General features: G+C 67.2%; 17 protein-coding genes, 1 tRNA gene and 1 pseudogene. 12 read left to right on the top strand and 7 right to left on the bottom strand.

Annotated features, from left to right (window positions below; all coding sequences use genetic code 11):
* Positions 1-126: 126 nt before the first annotated feature.
* The gene (locus FHT19_RS21470; protein WP_169476737.1) at positions 127-897 is read left to right on the top strand and encodes a hypothetical protein; all 771 of its coding nucleotides are present in this window, start codon (positions 127-129) and stop codon (positions 895-897) included.
* 95 nt (positions 898-992) lie between these two features.
* Here the strand turns inward: FHT19_RS21470 and FHT19_RS21465 are convergent, their stop codons facing one another.
* Positions 993-2,750, bottom strand: a complete 1,758-nt coding sequence (locus FHT19_RS21465; protein WP_168556268.1) for a fatty acyl-AMP ligase — start codon at positions 2,748-2,750, stop codon at positions 993-995.
* 177 nt (positions 2,751-2,927) lie between these two features.
* Between FHT19_RS21465 and FHT19_RS21460 the strand changes: the two genes are divergently transcribed.
* From FHT19_RS21460 to FHT19_RS21445, 4 genes and pseudogenes are all read left to right on the top strand, one after another.
* A complete protein-coding gene (locus FHT19_RS21460; RefSeq protein ID WP_248290593.1) occupies positions 2,928-3,506 on the top strand; it encodes a RecX family transcriptional regulator in 579 nt (192 codons plus the stop codon).
* Positions 3,490-4,011 carry a DUF192 domain-containing protein gene (locus tag FHT19_RS21455; RefSeq protein WP_169476736.1) on the top strand — a complete coding sequence of 174 codons (522 nt, stop codon included), beginning with the start codon at positions 3,490-3,492 and terminating at the stop codon, positions 4,009-4,011. The genes FHT19_RS21460 and FHT19_RS21455 overlap by 17 nt, the downstream gene beginning before the upstream one ends.
* A gap of 148 nt (positions 4,012-4,159) precedes the next feature.
* Entirely contained in the window at positions 4,160-4,573 is a 414-nt protein-coding gene (locus tag FHT19_RS21450; RefSeq protein ID WP_168556270.1) for an NADH:ubiquinone oxidoreductase subunit NDUFA12, read from the top strand.
* Positions 4,573-5,001 (top strand): annotated as a pseudogene (locus FHT19_RS21445) (DUF2155 domain-containing protein); the annotation flags it as partial. The gene FHT19_RS21450 and the pseudogene FHT19_RS21445, both read left to right, overlap by 1 nt.
* Before the next feature lie 35 nt (positions 5,002-5,036).
* On the opposite strand, the gene aat reads toward FHT19_RS21445, so the two are convergent.
* Positions 5,037-5,855 carry a leucyl/phenylalanyl-tRNA--protein transferase gene (aat, locus tag FHT19_RS21440; protein WP_211185028.1) on the bottom strand — a complete coding sequence of 273 codons (819 nt, stop codon included), beginning with the start codon at positions 5,853-5,855 and terminating at the stop codon, positions 5,037-5,039.
* A 68-nt stretch (positions 5,856-5,923) separates the two neighbouring features.
* Here aat and FHT19_RS21435 point away from each other — a divergent pair.
* Positions 5,924-5,999: transfer RNA gene (locus tag FHT19_RS21435), tRNA-Trp, on the top strand.
* 84 nt (positions 6,000-6,083) lie between these two features.
* Here the strand turns inward: FHT19_RS21435 and FHT19_RS21430 are convergent.
* Positions 6,084-6,623 (bottom strand): hypothetical protein, encoded by a 540-nt coding sequence (locus FHT19_RS21430; RefSeq protein ID WP_169476735.1) that lies wholly within the window; start codon positions 6,621-6,623, stop codon positions 6,084-6,086.
* A gap of 308 nt (positions 6,624-6,931) precedes the next feature.
* Between FHT19_RS21430 and secE the strand changes: the two genes are divergently transcribed.
* The 5 genes from secE (at position 6,932) to FHT19_RS21405 (ending at position 10,263) form a co-directional block, all read left to right on the top strand.
* Entirely contained in the window at positions 6,932-7,126 is a 195-nt protein-coding gene (secE, locus tag FHT19_RS21425) for a preprotein translocase subunit SecE (protein WP_168556315.1), read from the top strand.
* Positions 7,127-7,155: 29 nt separating this feature from the next.
* Complete coding sequence (nusG, locus tag FHT19_RS21420) at positions 7,156-7,692, top strand: transcription termination/antitermination protein NusG (RefSeq protein WP_168556316.1); 537 nt, start codon at positions 7,156-7,158, stop codon at positions 7,690-7,692.
* A gap of 201 nt (positions 7,693-7,893) precedes the next feature.
* Complete coding sequence (gene rplK / locus FHT19_RS21415; protein ID WP_022675306.1) at positions 7,894-8,325, top strand: 50S ribosomal protein L11; 432 nt, start codon at positions 7,894-7,896, stop codon at positions 8,323-8,325.
* A gap of 4 nt (positions 8,326-8,329) precedes the next feature.
* Positions 8,330-9,031 carry a 50S ribosomal protein L1 gene (gene rplA / locus FHT19_RS21410; protein WP_022675307.1) on the top strand — a complete coding sequence of 234 codons (702 nt, stop codon included), beginning with the start codon at positions 8,330-8,332 and terminating at the stop codon, positions 9,029-9,031.
* Between the two features lie 86 nt (positions 9,032-9,117).
* A complete protein-coding gene (locus FHT19_RS21405) occupies positions 9,118-10,263 on the top strand; it encodes an FUSC family protein (protein WP_248290591.1) in 1,146 nt (381 codons plus the stop codon).
* Here the strand turns inward: FHT19_RS21405 and FHT19_RS21400 are convergent.
* The 4 genes from FHT19_RS21400 to FHT19_RS21385 form a co-directional block, all read right to left on the bottom strand.
* Positions 10,236-10,811: a hypothetical protein gene (locus tag FHT19_RS21400; protein ID WP_169476734.1), complete on the bottom strand. Its 576-nt coding sequence runs from the start codon at positions 10,809-10,811 to the stop codon at positions 10,236-10,238. The two genes, FHT19_RS21405 and FHT19_RS21400, sit on opposite strands and share 28 nt — an antisense overlap.
* Positions 10,808-12,895, bottom strand: a complete 2,088-nt coding sequence (locus FHT19_RS21395; protein WP_169476733.1) for a DUF3857 domain-containing protein — start codon at positions 12,893-12,895, stop codon at positions 10,808-10,810. Before FHT19_RS21395 ends, FHT19_RS21400 begins: the two co-directional genes overlap by 4 nt.
* 80 nt (positions 12,896-12,975) lie before the next feature.
* Positions 12,976-13,737 carry a molybdopterin-binding protein gene (locus FHT19_RS21390; protein WP_169476732.1) on the bottom strand — a complete coding sequence of 254 codons (762 nt, stop codon included), beginning with the start codon at positions 13,735-13,737 and terminating at the stop codon, positions 12,976-12,978.
* The gene (locus tag FHT19_RS21385; protein WP_169476731.1) at positions 13,734-15,248 is read right to left on the bottom strand and encodes an NAD(P)/FAD-dependent oxidoreductase; all 1,515 of its coding nucleotides are present in this window, start codon (positions 15,246-15,248) and stop codon (positions 13,734-13,736) included. The genes FHT19_RS21390 and FHT19_RS21385 overlap by 4 nt, the downstream gene beginning before the upstream one ends.
* A gap of 80 nt (positions 15,249-15,328) precedes the next feature.
* Between FHT19_RS21385 and FHT19_RS21380 the strand changes: the two genes are divergently transcribed.
* A complete protein-coding gene (locus FHT19_RS21380; protein ID WP_169476730.1) occupies positions 15,329-16,318 on the top strand; it encodes a magnesium and cobalt transport protein CorA in 990 nt (329 codons plus the stop codon).
* Positions 16,319-16,557: the final 239 nt, after the last annotated feature.

The following is a 16,557-nucleotide window of genomic DNA, read 5'->3' as shown; positions in this document are numbered from 1 at the left end:
CCATGCCAACCTCGGCACGGGGAGAAGTGCAGTATGCGGGGGTTGGGTTATTTCGGTTTAGTGGTCATGGCTTTGGCAGGCCAGCCGCTGCATGCACAAAGCCCGGAACAGTTTCGCGCCGACGTCATGGCCGATATGGCTCGGCGCCTGCCCAAGGCAAAGCTGGTTGCCACCCCCAGCGATCCGCTCCAGCTTCAGATCATCCGGCAGGGTGAGGATGACGTCATGATCAACCTCGACCGGATATGGCAGTTCTGCCAGGCCAACGACAGGGCAACCTGCTCGCAGGTAAAGAGCGCCTTTCTGGCGAAGGTTCTGGCGCCGTCGCCGGTGCTTTCACGCGAAGGCCTGCGCGTGATTGTCCGGGGGCAGGGCTATGCCGACCAGATCAGGGCAATGCCACCGCAGAAGGATGGCACGCCGACCGCCTACCTGCGCCGGATCGGCGATGATCTCTTTGCCATTCTTGCCATGGATGCGCCGGAAACCACCGGCATCGTGACCGGCTCGCAACTGGCGCAACTGGGCTTGGGTGAGGAACAGGCCTGGGCCTTGGCCGAACAGCAGACCGCCGCGCACCTGCCTTCCCTGCCAGGGCCCGATCAGGTGAAGGCCAGCGGTGTCGGCTTTGAAGGCTATGATTACCTCGGCAGCCTTCTGGTGCAGCGCTCTGCGTTTGCCCGCCTGGCCAAGGCGGTTGGCCCCGATCTGATGGTTACGGTCGTGTCCGATGGCTTCGTGCTGGTCAGGCTGATGCCCGATGGGGAAAGCCTCGAACGTTTTGCCAAGATCGTGCGCGATGACTGCGCCCAACAGGAGCGCTGCATTTCCCAGCACATCTACCGTTTCAGCGATGGCGGCTGGCGCATTGCCGAGCAGACTGAACCGGTATCTTGAGCCAGGCGGCGTGGAATGTGTCCCAGCCGCCTGAACGTCATATGCCTGCGAGAAACGTCGGGGAGGGGCCTATGCCTCCCCGCGTGTGCGCAGCCTCAAGCCGCCAGGCTATACGGCTCGATCTCGCCCGAAAGGTACAGCTTCTTGGCCTTGGCGCGGGACAGCTTGCCCGAGCTGGTGCGCGGCAGGGTGCGCGGCGGCACCAGTTCGACCACGCAGTTCATCCCGGTGATCGAGCGGACTTTGTCGCGGATCTGGTCGCGCAGCTTCACGCGCTCTTCGGGGTCGGACACGCGGCAGTGGACCAGCACGGCGGGGGTCTCTTCGCCGTTTTCGGTTTCCACCGAGAATGCGGCAATGTCACCCTGGTGGAAGCCGGGCAACTGCTCCACCGCCCATTCGATATCTTGCGGCCAGTGGTTCTTGCCGTTGATGATGATCATGTCCTTGGCGCGGCCGACGATGAACAGGTAGCCCTGCGCGTTGACGTAGCCCATGTCGCCGGTGTCGAGCCAGCCATCGACCATGCAGGCATCGGTCGATTCCGGATCGCGGAAGTACGAGTGCATGACCGACGAGCCGCGGCACCACACCTTGCCGATGTGGTGATGTTCCAGCGCTTCGCCATTTTCGCCGCGAATCGCCACGTCCATGCCCAGCACGGGCAAGCCGCAGTTGACGATGGCGCGATAGCGGGCCGGGCGCGACAAGTCGCGCGGGGTGCCCGAAAGGCGTTCTTCTTCCACCAGTTCCACGCGGATGCCTTCGCCCGGCGGCATGATCGTCACGGCCAGCGTCGCTTCGGCCAGGCCATAGCTGGGCAGGAAGGCGCTGGCCTTGAACCCGGCATCGGCAAAGGCGTTGACGAAGCCCTGCATCACGTCGGGGCGGATCATGTCGGCGCCGTTGCCGGCCACGCGCCAGCGCGACAGGTCGAACCGTTCGGCCACGTTGGTCTGGCTGGAAATGCGGCGGGCGCAGATGTCATAGCCGAAGGTGGGCGAATAGGAGAGCGTGGTACCCTGGTTGCGGCTGATCAGGTCGAGCCAGGCGAGCGGGCGGCGGGCGAAATCCTCGGTCTTGAGGTAATCGACCGAAACCTGGTTGGCGATCGGCGAGAGGAAGCAGCCGACCAGGCCCATGTCGTGATACCACGGCAGCCAGCTGACGCAGCGATCGCCATCGCCGATTTCCATGCCGTGCGAATGCCCGGCCAGGTTGGCCAGCAGCGCGCGGTGCGTCACGGCCACGCCATGGGGAAAGCGGGTGGAGCCGCTGGAATATTGCAGATAGCAGATCGCGTCGGGATCGGCCGCAGGCAGCGCGTCATCCGAAAGCGCGCCATCATCGAACTGTGCCCAGCTCAGCCCCGGGCACCCTTGGCGCGCGGCGGCTTGCCCGCACATCTCGGCCAGCTCGCCGGGATAGACCAGCAGGCACGGATCCGAGCTGGCCAGCTGCACGGCCAGCTGGTCGATATAGTTTTCCTTGCCGCCAAAGCTGGTGGGCAGCGGCAGCGGCACCGGCCAGGCGCCGGCATAGACCGCACCGCAGAACAGCGCGGCGAATTCCGGGCCGGTTTCGGCGATCAGGGCCAGCCGGTCGCCCGGCTTCACCCCGCGCGCCACCAGGCGGCGAGCGGCGACCAGCGCATCGGTGCGCAGCTGCGAAAACGGATAGACCTGCTTCAGCGTGCCGCGCGGGTCGTGGAAGTTGAACCCCCGCTCCCCTTGCGCGGCATAGTCCAGCGCATCGCAAAACGTGGCAAAGTCCGCGTAACGGCGCGGCTGCGCATCGTCATTGGGCGTTGGAACAAGAGCCATCTTTTCTGCGACGGCGGCCGAAACGGTCATGCGGAACCCCGGAAATGAAAACAGTCTGTGCCAGGTCCGCCACTTCCGCGCGATGCGGTGAATGGCGGCTGACTGGCCGTGGCTCCTTGCTTGGGGAACGTCTGGACGCAAGCCCCATTGGTCAAGAAACCGTAAGCCGAGGTTCTCATTTAATCCGGAGTGTGGCACGAATATGGCGTGAACCGCCCTCCTGTACCAGATCGTCGCAAGTCCCGTCCCGCCCGGCCGCTCGATGCTGCCCTGCTCGATGAAATGGCCTTGGGATACGTCGCGCGGTTTGCCACCAGCACGGGCAAGCTGGCGGCTTATCTCAATCGCAAGCTGCGCGAACGGGGCTGGGCAGAAGATTCGCCCGTCCCGCCCGATGTGGCCGCGATCGTGGCCCGGATGGCGGATGCCGGCTATGTCAGCGACGAAGGCTATGCCCGCATGCGTGGGGCCAGTCTGCGCCGCCGCGGGCTGGGCGCGCGCCGCATTGCCCAGGATCTGGGCCATGCCGGCATCGCCGCCGATCTTCGCGACGATGCGCTTGGTTCGCGGCAGGATGCGCGGGCCGCCGCGCTGGCCCTGGCGCGCAAGCGGCGGCTTGGCCCGTTCGGCCCGCGCGATGCCGAGGGGCGGATCGAGCCGGCCTTGCGCGAAAAGCAGGTCGGCATTTTTCTCAGGGCAGGGCACCCCCTTGCCATGGCCCGCGCGCTGGTGGATGCAGCGGGCGAACGCGAAGCGGAAGATTGGGTTTATGAAGCAGACGATTAAGATGGGCATGATGGGCGCGGTGCTGGCTCTTGCCGCTGGCGCCATGGCATGCTCGCCGGCAACTGCGGATGCCGGGCACCACAAGTCCGATGCGTTGGCGGCGCCCACGGGCGCCGTGACGGTGCACCCGATTTCGGGCCTCAAGGTCATTCCGCTGGCCATCGCCACCAAGTCCGGCCGCCATGAATTCCGCGTGGAAGTGGCCGCTTCGGGCGAAGAGCAGGAAAAGGGCCTGATGTTTCGCACCGCGATGGGCGCTGACGAAGGCATGATCTTTCCGATGGACCCGCCGCGCATGGCCGCGTTCTGGATGAAGAACACGGTGATCCCGCTCGACATCATCTTCATCGGCGCCAACCACCGCGTGCTCAATGTGGCGGCCAACGCCGTGCCTTACGATCTGACCGCACTGCCGTCGTCCGGTCCGGCGGGGGCGGTGCTCGAACTCAACGGCGGCCGCGCCGCGCAGATCGGGCTCAAGCCCGGTGACAAGGTGGCGTGGTAAGCGGGCCGGGGCCGCGCTGAAACTGCACGATCGCGCATTTCCCAAACGGACCCCAAGCCCTTTCAACAGACCCTTGCCGACTCCCCCTTTCAGGGGCTAGGGGCGAAATGGCCCGTCAGCGGCGGGCTGCAACTGGAACAAGAGCTTCATGAGCATTCTCGGCAAGATCTTCACCTGGTGGAACGGCGCCACCTTCGGCACCCTGCTCGACAGCGCCCGCCATGGCGAACTGGTGGGGCACGATGCCCAGGGCAACAAGTATTACCGGGCGAAGAAGCCGTTCCCCAAGGGGCACCCGTTCCAGGGGCGCGAGCGTCGCTGGGTGATCTACAACGGCGCCAACGATGCCAGCCGCGTGCCGGCCGAATGGCACGGCTGGCTGCACGGCACGCTTGATGGCGTGCCGGAAAGCAACCTGCCGCCGCCGCGCATCTGGGAGGTGGAATTCACGCCCAATGCCACGGGCACGGCCCAGGCCTATCGCCCCCAGGGCGCGCTGGAGCGGGGCGGCCATCGCGCCGCCGCTACCGGCGATTACGAAGCCTGGTCGCCTGAAGGCTGATGCGCGCCCGCGCGCCGTCGGTCGCGGTCGTGCTGGCTGGCGGCGTCCTGTTGCTGGGCGGCGCCCTGGCCGGTTGCAATCGCGAGCCGGCCGAAACGGCCCCGCCCGGTGAGGCGACGGCGGCCGCGCCAGTGCCCGCAGCCAGCGGCGGCGTAGCCGAAAGCGAGCTCGGCACACCGGTCAAGGATCGCGTGGCCACGCTTGGCTTCCTCAACAAGCGCAACAATATCACGCAGGACATCGTGCTGCGTTCGGGCGAGGCGCGGCGCATCGGCAATGCCATCGTGCGCCTGGCTACCTGCGAGCGCACCGCGCCATGGGAAGACCCGGCCGAAACCGGGGCTTTCGTGCAGCTTTATGTCGAAGAGCGTGCGACGACCGAACAGAAGCTCACCTGGCACAAGGTGTTTTCGGGCTGGCTGTTCAAGAATTCGCCTTCGCTCAACGTGGTCGAGCACCCGGTCTACGATGTCTGGGTCAAGGACTGCGCGATGAAGTTCCCGGGCGAGGAAGACAGCCCCGCTTCGGCCGCTGCGGCCAAGAGCGCGGCAAAGCCGGCTGGCAAGCCCGCTGCTGCGGCGCCCGAACCCGATGATGCTCCTGCGGCCGACGATGCGCCGGTGGAGGAAGACGCGGGCACTCCGGGCGATTCGACCACGGAATAACCAGGCGCTGCATAACGCCCTGCTTCGTCCAGCAGGCGCAGATATTCGGCTTGTGGAATTTCCACCGCGCCCAGCGAGGCGAGATGACTTGTGGAAAACTGGCAATCGAGCAGCACCGCGCCCGCCTGGCGCAGCGCCGCGACCAGCCAGGCCAACGCCACTTTCGACGCATCGCTTTGCCGGCTGAACATGCTCTCGCCGCAAAAGACGCGGGCAAAGCCCACCCCATAGAGCCCGCCCACCAGCTCGCGCTGCCCGTCCGCCCCGGTGATCCAGGTCTCGATCGAGTGGGCATGGCCCAGTGCGTGCAGCGCGCGATAGCTTTCGCGGATGCGCTGTGAAATCCAGCTGTCCTGCGCGCCATCGCGCGGCGCCGCGCACGAATCGATCACCGCATCGAAGGCGGTATTGCACGTCACGGTAAACCGCTCCCGCCGCAATGTCCGCGCCAAGGACCGCGAGCAGTGGAACCCGTCGAGCGGCAGGATCGCCCGCAGCCGTGGCTCCACCCAATAGATTTCGGGATCGTCCCGGCTATCGGCCATGGGAAAGATTCCGGCACGATAAGCCCGCAGCAGCAAGTCGGGCGGGATCAGGGAAGAGGTCGATTGCAGCATGACGGTCGAAAATCTTCATCCGCCGGTTGCACTGCCCGCGTCAACCCACTAAGGGCCCTCACCAGCACAGGAGCGTAGCTCAGTTGGTAGAGCATCGGTCTCCAAAACCGAGGGCCGGGGGTTCGAGTCCCTCCGCTCCTGCCATCGCAACCGCGCGATGGTCTGAACGCTGAAAAAAGGCCGCTGCCCCGATCGGGTAGCGGCCTTTTTCATGTGCTTGGCTAAATGTCAGAGCCCGCCGGTCAGGCCGCCCGCCGCAGCGCCCGTGGCGCCGAGCGTGCCGCCCGCCGCGCCGCCGAGCGTGCCGCCCAGGTTCGTGCCGCCGAGCGTCGAACCCGTGGCGCCGCCCATCGCCGAGCCCATCGGATCGACGGCCGATCGCGTCGTGCTATCGAGCGCGCCCTGGGCAGAGCCGGTGGCACCGCCCTGTGCGGTCACGCCGCGGCGATTGGCCTGGACGCCCACGCGGCTGCCGCCGTTCAGGCTGGTACCGGCAGCGCTGGCGGTCGATCCGGCCATGCCGGGCACGGTCGTGGCGGTTCCGGTGCGCGCACCCGTGGTGGCCCGGCCGCTGCCGTTTGCCGAAACTGCGGCGCCATTCGGGCTGGCCTGCGTGGTGGCAGCGATGCCGCCGGTGCCGGTGGTCGCGGCGGCACCGCGCGCGGCAGCAGCAGCGCTTGGCGGCGGGGTGGTGGCTTGCTGGCCCATGGCCGGCAAGCTGATCGCGGTGCCCAGCAGCAGGGCAGCAGTTGCGGCGATTGCGCGCATGATCGGGCGCTCCTCTCGTGTCGTGTTTCGGTTGCTGGTGCGGGCGCTTGGCTTGCGCCCCGTTCGCGCAGTCAATGGTCGGCGCGGCCGCTTGTTTCCGATCGTTGCGCCATGCTGCCCGGCGCGTGCGGCAGTCGGGGCAGGGCCTGCCAAACGGCCTGCCCTTGCCAAGCGCCGCGCTTCGCCTTAGATACGGCCAACCTCCCGACATCGGAGCCTTGACCTGCCCCTCCCGGACCTTTCCGGGGCGGCGATGGCCCCTAGGCGGAAGGCATGTGATTCATTCAGGCAGCGAAGGCAGCACGGCCATGGCCAAGACCAGCCCCGGCGAATTCTTCAATCAGGTGAAGGCAGAGGCGCGCAAGGTGGTGTGGCCCACGCGCCAGGAAACCACCACCACCGCGATTTTCGTGGGTATCATGATGCTGATCCTGGCGGTGTTCTTTCTGGGCATCGACACCGTGTTCGGCATGATCGTGCAGTGGCTGCTCAAGCTGGCCTGAACTTCAAACTTTCGCACAAGAGACGCATTATGGCCCGCTGGTACATCATCCACGCCTATTCCGGCTTCGAGAACAAGGTTCGCGAATCGATCATCGCCGAAGCCGAGCGCATCGGCCTGTCGCAGCTGGTCGAAGCGGTGGAAGTGCCCACCGAAACCGTGACCGAAGTGAAGCGCGGCAAGAAGATCGCGGTCGAACGCAAGTTCATGCCCGGCTACGTGCTCGCCAAGCTGGCGATGAACGACGATATCTACCACCTCGTCAAGAACACGCCCAAGGTCACTGGCTTCCTTGGCCATAACGGCAAGCCGCAGCCGATTTCCGAAAAGGAAGCCGCTCGCTATTTCGGCGCGCGCGAACAGGCCGCAGCCCAGCCCGCCCGCCAGGTGGCGGTCGATTACGAAATCGGCGATTCGGTCAAGGTCAACGCTGGTCCCTTCGCGTCGTTCAACGGCGTGGTCGAGGAACTGGATTTCGACAAGCACCGCGTCAAGGTGTCGGTTTCGATCTTCGGCCGCGCCACCCCGGTGGAACTCGGCTTCGACGAAGTCGAACTGGTCAAGTAACCGGGCCTGCCCGAATTACCGCCCCTGGCGCTGGCCGCAGCCCTTTCGGGTTGCAATTGCGGCCATGCCTGCTAAGGGCGCTCCCTTCGCGGGCGGCATCCGCTGCCCGCGATTCCGCGCGGTAGAGCGGCTTTCGGGCCACTCGCTATCACCGCTTACTCTGCGGGGCATGACGCCCCAACAGGATGAAAGGAGGCCATCATGGCCAAGAAGATCGAAGGCTATATCAAGCTGCAGATCAAGGCCGGCGAAGCAAAGCCTTCGCCGCCGATCGGGCCCGCGCTGGGTCAGCGCGGTGTCAACATCATGGGTTTCTGCAAGGAATTCAACGCCGCCACCCAGGAAGTGGAAAAGGGCACGCCGCTGCCGACCGTGATCACGGTCTATGCGGACCGCTCGTTCACCTTCGTGACCAAGACTCCGCCCGCCACCTTCTTCATCAAGCAGGCCGTGGGCATCAAGTCGGGCTCGAAGACTCCGGGCAAGGCTTCGGCCGGCACCATCAAGCGCTCGCAGCTGGAAGAAATCGCCCAGGCCAAGATGAAGGACCTGAACGCGAACAGCATCGAACAGGCCGCCAAGATCATCGAGGGCTCTGCCCGTTCGATGGGCCTGCAGGTTGTGGAGGGCTGAGACCATGGCAAAGCAGACCAAGAAGCAGAAGGCCCTCGTCGAAAAGCTGGGCGACAACCAGAAGATCTATGGCGTGGATGAAGCCATCCAGCTGCTCAAGGATCTCAAGAGCGCCAAGTTCGACGAATCGCTCGAAGTGTCGCTGAACCTCGGCGTCGATCCGCGCCACGCCGACCAGATGGTCCGTGGCATGGTCAGCCTGCCCTCGGGCACCGGCAAGGACGTCAAGGTTGCCGTGTTCGCCCGTGGCGACAAGGCCGAAGCGGCCCTGGCCGCTGGCGCTGACCGCGTGGGCGCCGAAGACCTGCTGGAAGACATGCAGGCCGGCAACCTCGACTACGGCCGCGTTATCGCCACGCCCGACATGATGGGCCTCGTCGGCCGCCTCGGCAAGGTGCTGGGCCCCAAGGGCCTGATGCCGAACCCGAAGCTCGGCACCGTGACCCCGAACGTGGCGGACGCCGTGAAGTCGGCCAAGAGCGGCCAGATCGAATTCCGCGTCGAAAAGGCCGGGATCATCCATGGCGGCATCGGCAAGCTCTCGTTCTCGAACGAAGCGCTGCGCGCCAACTTCGACGCGTTCGTCGATGCGATCGTCAAGGCCAAGCCGTCGGGCGCCAAGGGCAAGTACGTCCGCAAGGTCGGCCTGTCCTCGTCGATGGGCCCCGGCCTGAAGATCGACGTTGCCCAGGTGCACGGCAGCTAAGCTGCCGCTCGCCAAGGCGAACAGGATTACGGGGCTGGGAAGGTTTGCCTTCCCGGCCCCTTTCCGTTTGCGCTAGGCATCATGTCGTGACCGTCTCAACTGCTTCTTCCCCAGCGCCCGTTCCGCCAGACATCGATCCGCTCGCGCCCCGCCTGGTGGACGAGGCCGAATGCGTCGCCTCGGTCCTGCTCGCGATCCTGCTGGCGCATCTGATCGGCGCCACGCACGTGTCGTGGGCCGCGTTCACCGGTTACATGGTGATGCGCGGCTATCCGCTGGAAACCCTGCGCCGCGCGATCCTGCGCATCGTCGGCACGGCGGTGGGGGCGCTCCTGTGCCTGCTGCTGCTGGAAAGCCCGCTGGGCACCAGCATGGTGGCGCTGGCCCTGGCCATGGCGCTGGCCGGCACGATCAGCCTCTATGGCGCGATCACCGCCCGCCATGCCTATGCCTGGCTGTTCATGGGGCTGACTTTTGCCATGATGCTCTATGATCGCGTGGCCATGCCGCTTGCCGATCCGCGGGCCTTTGCCGTGATGCGGATGATCGAGACATTGGCCGGCACCACCGCGTGCATGGCGGTCAGCCTGGTATCTGCCTGGACGCTGCGCCGCCGCTGGCCGGCACTGCGCGCGCCCAAGCCCCAGGGCGTGGGCTGGCGCCCCGATGCCATGCTGCATGGCGCGCGCGGCGGCGTGGCACTGGCGCTGCTGCTGGGCCTGGCCAACTTGTGGGATCTGCCCTCGCTGGTGTCGGGCGCGATCACGATCATGGCGGTCATGCTGATCCCGGTCACGGCCGTTGCCGGCCCCAACGGGCTGCGCCAGGTCAGCCGCCGCCTGTGGTATCGCCTGCTCGGTTGCCTGGCGGGCGGGCTGCTGGCGGCGTTGGTCCTGGCTCTGGCGGCGCTGCTTCATGGCCCGGCACGCGCCGGGCTGATGCTGGCTGGCACCGCGCTGGGCGTGGCCCTGGGGCGCCATCTCGAAAACGGCAACCACGGCCGGGGCTATGTCGGCACGCAGTTCACCCTTGCGGTCCTGGTCGTACTGGTGCCCGACAGCTGGGAAGCGGCGCATATCGCGCCGGGGTACGATCGCCTGCTCGGCATCCTGGTTGGCATGGCCGTGCTGGAGCCCGTCCTGCTGGTCGGTGCGGCGCTGGCCAAGCTGCGCGGCGGAGAGCGTGGCGGAGGCGGCGTGGTCGATCAGCGCGGCGAGGCCGGCGGCGTCTGAACGCTGGCGCGGGTGTAGCATTCGACCACCAGGCTGATCGCCGCGCCATCGGGCCGGCGCAGCACCGCACGGTGCGATAGCACGGTGCCCGCCGGGCATTCGGCCATGCGCCCGCGCCGCGCGGCCAGGCGCTGGCGGGTAAACTGCAAGGGCGCCACCACCGTGCCGAACGGCGTGTCGGTATGCGCCAGCGTGTCGTTCATCGCCGGGGTCAGCCGCACCGGCACGAACCAGTTTTGTGCGTCCGACAGCACCACGCCCCCGCAGGAAAGCCGCACATGGCGAAAGCCCAGCGGCTCTCCAACTGCCACGCCCAGGGCGCTGCGCACGGCGGGCGGGGCGGCGCGGGGCGTGCGATCGGCAGCGGCGCGAATCGTGGCGGGATCGGCCAGGCCTTGGGTACTGCACCACTGTGCCAGCGCCGCCGTGGCGCTGGGCTGCGCCGCCAAGGTGGCTTCCAGCGCCGGCAGGCGGCTGGGCACGCAGCCCGCCAATACCATGACCAGCGTGGGCGCCAGCAATGGTAGCGCGGCCCACCTTGGCGTCATCGGCCGCTGCATGGTGTCCTCGCAGCCAGCCAGTCGGTATCGTCGGCAAACGGCGCGGGATCGTCCTTGGGCCGCGCGGCGCCCTTGAACGTGGCCTGCTCGTAGACCGAAGACATGTCGTTGTCGAAGCCGGGTATCTGGCGATTGAGATCGGCGGCCTGCTGCGCGGTGATTTCGGGCAAGAGCACGCGCCGGCTCATCACCGTGCGCATCACGTTGCCGGTCAACCCCACCTGGCGCCAATAGGCCACGCCTCCCAATGAACGGTCCACCGGCGCGGCGTGATAGCGCCACATCCGCGTGTCCCCGGAGGGCGGCAGGCGCACCGTCGTCACCCAGCAGCGAAACACCGGGTAGTCGGTTTCATAGGGCAGGGTCTGGTCCTGGTCGGCGGGCCGGCGTAGCCGGTCGGGCGGGGCAAAGCCGGCGCCGGGCAGGGTATAGCGATGGGTCCCATCGCCCAGGTCTTCCCAGTCCACGTCGCCCAATCCCTGCGCGCTCAGCACCAGGGCGCCGTGGGCCTCGTCGGTTTCCCAGGCGACTTTGTCGGTCACCAGCCAGTTTTCCTGCGCCTGCCAATACTTGCGCAGCGCGCGTTCGGCATCGACCGCGGGCAGGCCGCTCAGGTAGCTGCGGATCGCCAGCGCCTCGTCACCGCGCACGATGTGGCGGGCACGCACTTTGGCCCGCGCATTCATGCCCGCGCTGTCATCGATGTCGAGCACGGCCACCAGGCGCGGCAGGGTGGGGGGCGGCGTGGGCAGGCTCAGGATGGCGGCGCCTTCGCGCGTGATCGGCAGGCCCTGGCGCCAGGGTGGCGGCAGGATCATGGCCAGCGAGCGATCGCCCAGCCGCGTGCCGTCGAGCAGCACCGGCTTGCCCGCAATGATCGCGCGCACCACCACATGGTCGAACAGCGCCGGATTGGGCAGCCGATCGGCCAGGCCGTCGCCGCCGCGGCTCTGGATCAGCAGCGGTTGCGCCTCGATGCCCAGGCCGCGCAGGAGTGCCAGCAGGAGCACGGTCTTGCCCTTGCAGTCGCCAAACCGGCGCTGCCATGTCACGTCGGCATCGGCCGGGGTCAGGTTGGCGCCATCCATCCCGACATAGACATAGCGTACTTGTTCTTCGACCAGGCGCAGCGCGGCCTCCGCGCGTTGCACGGGATCGGTAGACGCCGCGGCGATCCGCGCCACTTCCGCCTGCACCGGGCTGCCGGGGGCGAGCCGGGCGGCCTTGTCGTAAAGCGGGAAGAGCCGGCGCGAGAAATCGGGCCAGCTGGGATAGTTCGTGAATTCCACCAGCCGGCGCCAGCGATAGCGCGGCGGTGCGCCCTGCGGCACGTCGGCCGGCGGCGCGGGATCGTGCAGTTCCACGCCGATTCCATCCAGCTTGCCACCTGCAAACGGCTGGAGCGAGAGATCGGGGGTGGTCTGCCAGCGCAGCGGTTGCCCGTGCGGCCAGGCCACGCGCAGGCGAAACGTGCCTGTGGCGCTGGCTTGGGGCAGCAGATAGAGATCGCCGCGCGCATCGGGCAGCGTCGGGTCCTTGACCGTCTGCGTGGTGGCCAGTTCGATCTCGTCGCCCACTTCCAGCCCGGGAATCTGGTAGGCCGCGGTTAGCCGTCCATCCAGGGCGGCCAGTTCCAGGTTCTGTTCGCGCTGCATCACGGTGAACTGCGCGGTGCGCGTCAGGTCGCGCACCGCGCCGCCATGGATCACGCGCAAGTGGTGCAGCACCATGCTGCCCGAATCGGGCGACCAGGTGAGCGTGATATTGCCTGCCGCGAGCCCCTGTGGCTTGGTGATGCGATAGCGCACGGCGTTATAGGCCTGCATGCCGTCTGGCCCCGCCAGGTACTGCGCGTCGCTATAGATGGCGGCCAGCGCCGCGTCGGTGGTGGGCGACGCGGCCGCAATCAGCGGCGGGGGCAAAACCCAACTGGCCGGGTCGGCCACGATCACCGTGCGCACCGGCGCCGGCGCGCCCCACGCCGCTGGTGCGGCAAGCGCCATGGCCACCGTGGCCGCCGCCCTTGCCGGCCAGCCCGCCTTGGCCCGTCCCCACTGCCTGCTGTTCATCATTCCCCCTTGGCCATACCCCGGCGCCAGCCGATCATGCCGGAAGTGCCCGTGGTGTCGAGGGAATTTCCACTCGGTTTCGGTCAGATCCCGCCAGCGACACCCTGCCGGCCCAGCGCGGCGAGGCCAGCCATCAAGTCGGTGGCGCAGGCATCGATGATCGCCTGGTCGGTGGCGCGGATCACGAAGTTGGCGCCGACCCGGCCTTCGCGGAAAAACGGATAGGACCCGATCTGGCAGCCAGCGTGCGCCTTTTCGGTCTCGCGCAGCAGGTCGGCCACTTCGCTTTCGGCCACCCAGCAGCCGATCGTGTCCGAAAGCACCGGCAGCCCGCCTTCCAGGGTGCCGGTCAGCGCGGCCAGCATTTCGGCGGCGATGTGCGGCACGCCGGCCAAAAGGTGGATATTGGCAACGGCAATGCCGGGTGCGCCCGACAGCGCGTTTTCGATCAGGCTGGCGCCGGCGGGCACCCGCGCCATGCGCAGCCGAGCCTCGTTCACTCCGCCGCGCGGGCCGTAATATTCCTCCAGCATCGCGCGGGCCGCCGGGTGGATCACCACGTCCACGCCCAGTGCCGCAGCCACGGCATCGACCGTGATGTCATCATGCGTGGGGCCGATGCCGCCGGTGGTGAACAGGTAATCGTTGCGCGCGCGCAGGGCGTTCACCGCCTCGACGATGGCGGCCATGTCATCGGCCACCACGCGCACTTCCTTGAGGCGGATGCCCTGGACATTCAACCAGGTGGCAACCTGGGCGATGTTCTTGTCGTGGGTGCGGCCCGAGAGAATCTCGTCACCAATCACCAGCAGGGCTGCAGTCCATATGCGGGAAGCGTCGCTCATCGGGACGTATCGATAACGCAATCGGGCGCGGGTGCAAGCGCGGCGGGCGCCCGGTCAAACCGCAGCACGCCATCCTCCAGCCGATCGCGGCGCAGGAACGCGCGATCGGCCAGGTAGTCGTGGTTGAGCCGCCAGCGCCGCTCGGTGCTGCTGCGTGGCATGATCGCCCAGCCGCGCTGCAGGTAGCCTGACGAAAAGGCCAGCGTATCGTCGATCGTCAGGCCATGGTCGGCTGGCAGCACCGGGGTGGCCACTTGCGTGGCGGTTTGCGCCATGTGGTCCAGGATGCGCACGGTGAACGCGGCGACCAGATCGGCGCGCAAGGTCCACGAGGCGTTGAGATAGCCGAACACCTGCACCAGGTTGGGCAGGTTGGACAGCATGCAGTCCTTGTAGTGGAAATGGTCAGCCAGGTTTATCGCCGCGCCATCCTTGCTCAGCGCGATCTTGCCCGCCACGGCCAGCTTGAGGCCGGTGGCCTTGACGATCACGTCGGCGGCGAGGTGCTGGCCATCGGCGAGGGCAAGGCCGGCAGGTGCAACCTTGGCGATCGTGCCGGTCACCACGCGGGCCCGGCCCGATCGGATCGCGGCGAACAAGTCGCCATCGGGGACCAGGCACAGCCGCTGCTGCCAGGGGCCATAGGGTGGGGCAAAGGCGGCCTCGTCCCACGCCGGGCCCAGCGCGCGGGCGGCGCGGCGCTTGAGCCAGGCGCCCACCTTGTCCGGCGCGCGGCGGGCGCGGTTGTAGAACCAGGCGTTGAGGCGGATGTTGCGTGCCCGCACCAGGGCCGCGGCCAGGCGCGCGGGCAGCATGCGATGCAGCGCGTGGGCCAGCCGGTCGCGCCGGGGGCTGGCAATGAACCAGGTGGGTGTGCGTTGCAGCATGGTCACTTGCGCGCCCCGCGCGGCCAGGGCCGGCACCAGCGTGGCCGCCGTTGCGCCCGATCCGATCACCGTCACCTGCTTGCCGGCCACATCCAGATCCTGCGGCCAGAACTGGGGATGGACGATGCGGCCGGCAAAGTCCGCCTCGCCCGGCAAGGCCGGATCGTGCGCGGCGTCATGGTCGTAATAGCCGGCGGCGAGCACCAGGAACCGGGCCGAAAGACGATCGGCCCGGCCGGCTTCGTCCACCAGCGTCAGGTGCCAGCGGGCGCCCGCGCTGTCCCAATCGGCGGCCGTCACCCGCGTGCCGGTGCGGATGTGCCGGGCAAGGCCGTGCAATGAAACGACCTCGTTCAGATAATCGCGGATGGCCGCTCCATCGGCAATGGCATCGGCGCCGCGCCAGGGGGCAAAGCCGAAACCCAGCGTGTGCATGTCGCTGTCGGATCGCACGCCGGGATAGCGGAACAGGTCCCAGGTACCGCCCACCGCGCTGCGCCGTTCGAGCAGGGCAAAGCTGCGGCCGGGGCAATCGCGGGCGATGTGCGCGGCCATGCTGATGCCGCTGATGCCGGCGCCGATGATGGCCACGTCGAGATCGGGTGGGCGCGGGGTGTTGGTCATGACAGTGTCCGAGGTAGGGCAAAGCCGGGCAAATGCCAGCCCGATTGCGCTTTCTCCGTGGCATTGCCACAGTGGCGCGCATGACGATCATTGCCGCGCGCCGCTATGTGCCGGATCCCACGGGCCGATCAGCCGCCCGTGTTCCCGGCCCACTCGATCTGGATGATGGATTTTGCCCCGTGCCAGATGGGGCGTTTGACTGGATCGGGCTGTGTGAACCATCGCACGAGGAAATGGATCGCGTGGCCCGGCACTATGGCCTGCATCCCCTGGCGATCGAGGATGCGCTCAACCCGCAGCAGATGCCCAAGCTGGACCAGTACCAGAAGCATCTGTTCGTGGTGGCGCGCACCGCGACGCTGGAGCCAGGCGAAACGCTTACTTATGGCCAGACCGCGTTTTTCCTGGGCGCAGACTTCATCATCTCGGTGCGTTTTGGTTCGAGCCGCGCCCACCTGGACTTGCGCGCCGCGCTGGAAGCCGATCCCGAGCGCCTGGCCGAAGGCGCCGACTATGTGCTGCATTCGGTGCTCGACTTCATCGTCGATGGCTATCTGCCGATCATGGAACGACTGGAAGCCGTGGCCCACGCCATGGAAGAAGCCGCAATCGACGTCTTTCCCGAACAGCAGACGATCCGCCGCATCTTCCGCCTGCGCCGCCAGTTGCGCCGGTTCGAACGGATCATCGGGCCGATGGAGGAAGTGTGCGAGCGCCTGGCCGAGGCGCATCTCGCCCTGGTCGATCCCACGGCGCGGATCTGGTTTCGCGACGTGCTCGACCACGTGCGCCGCGCCATGGCCCGCATGCGCGGGCTGAAAGAGACGCTGGCCGCGATCGTGGAAACCGCCAGCCTGCTAGAACAGCATCGCCAGGGCGAAATGACCCGGCAACTCGCCGCGTGGGCCGGCCTGCTCGCCGTGCCCACGGCAATTGCCGGAATCTATGGGATGAATTTCGATTTCATGCCCGAACTCAAGTGGCGCTACGGCTATTTCTTCGTGCTCGGCCTGATCGCAACGGTCTGCGGCGGGCTCTATTGGCGCTTCCGCAAGATCGGCTGGCTTTAGGCCCGTCCACGCCGCCTAGGGTCTGTGGGGATTTAGGTCAGGGTGGAGCGAGAATGGCTGATTTCTTCGACCCGGAGCGCAGCGTACTTTTATGTACGTGAGCACCGGAAGCGCGGAAAGCGGCCGTTCGCAGCCCGCCATGGGCTAAATCCCCACAGGCCCTAGGACATATCCCTATGCCGTCCCGCTCCCAGGTTTAACCAGCGCTGCGCCATCTAGCCTGCTAAAGCCGCGCATGG

Source organism: Novosphingobium sp. SG919, assembly GCF_012932495.1.
GTDB lineage: Bacteria > Pseudomonadota > Alphaproteobacteria > Sphingomonadales > Sphingomonadaceae > Novosphingobium > Novosphingobium rhizosphaerae.
The sequence above is the reverse complement of the archived record's forward strand: the minus strand, read 5'-3'. Positions and strand labels throughout refer to the sequence as shown.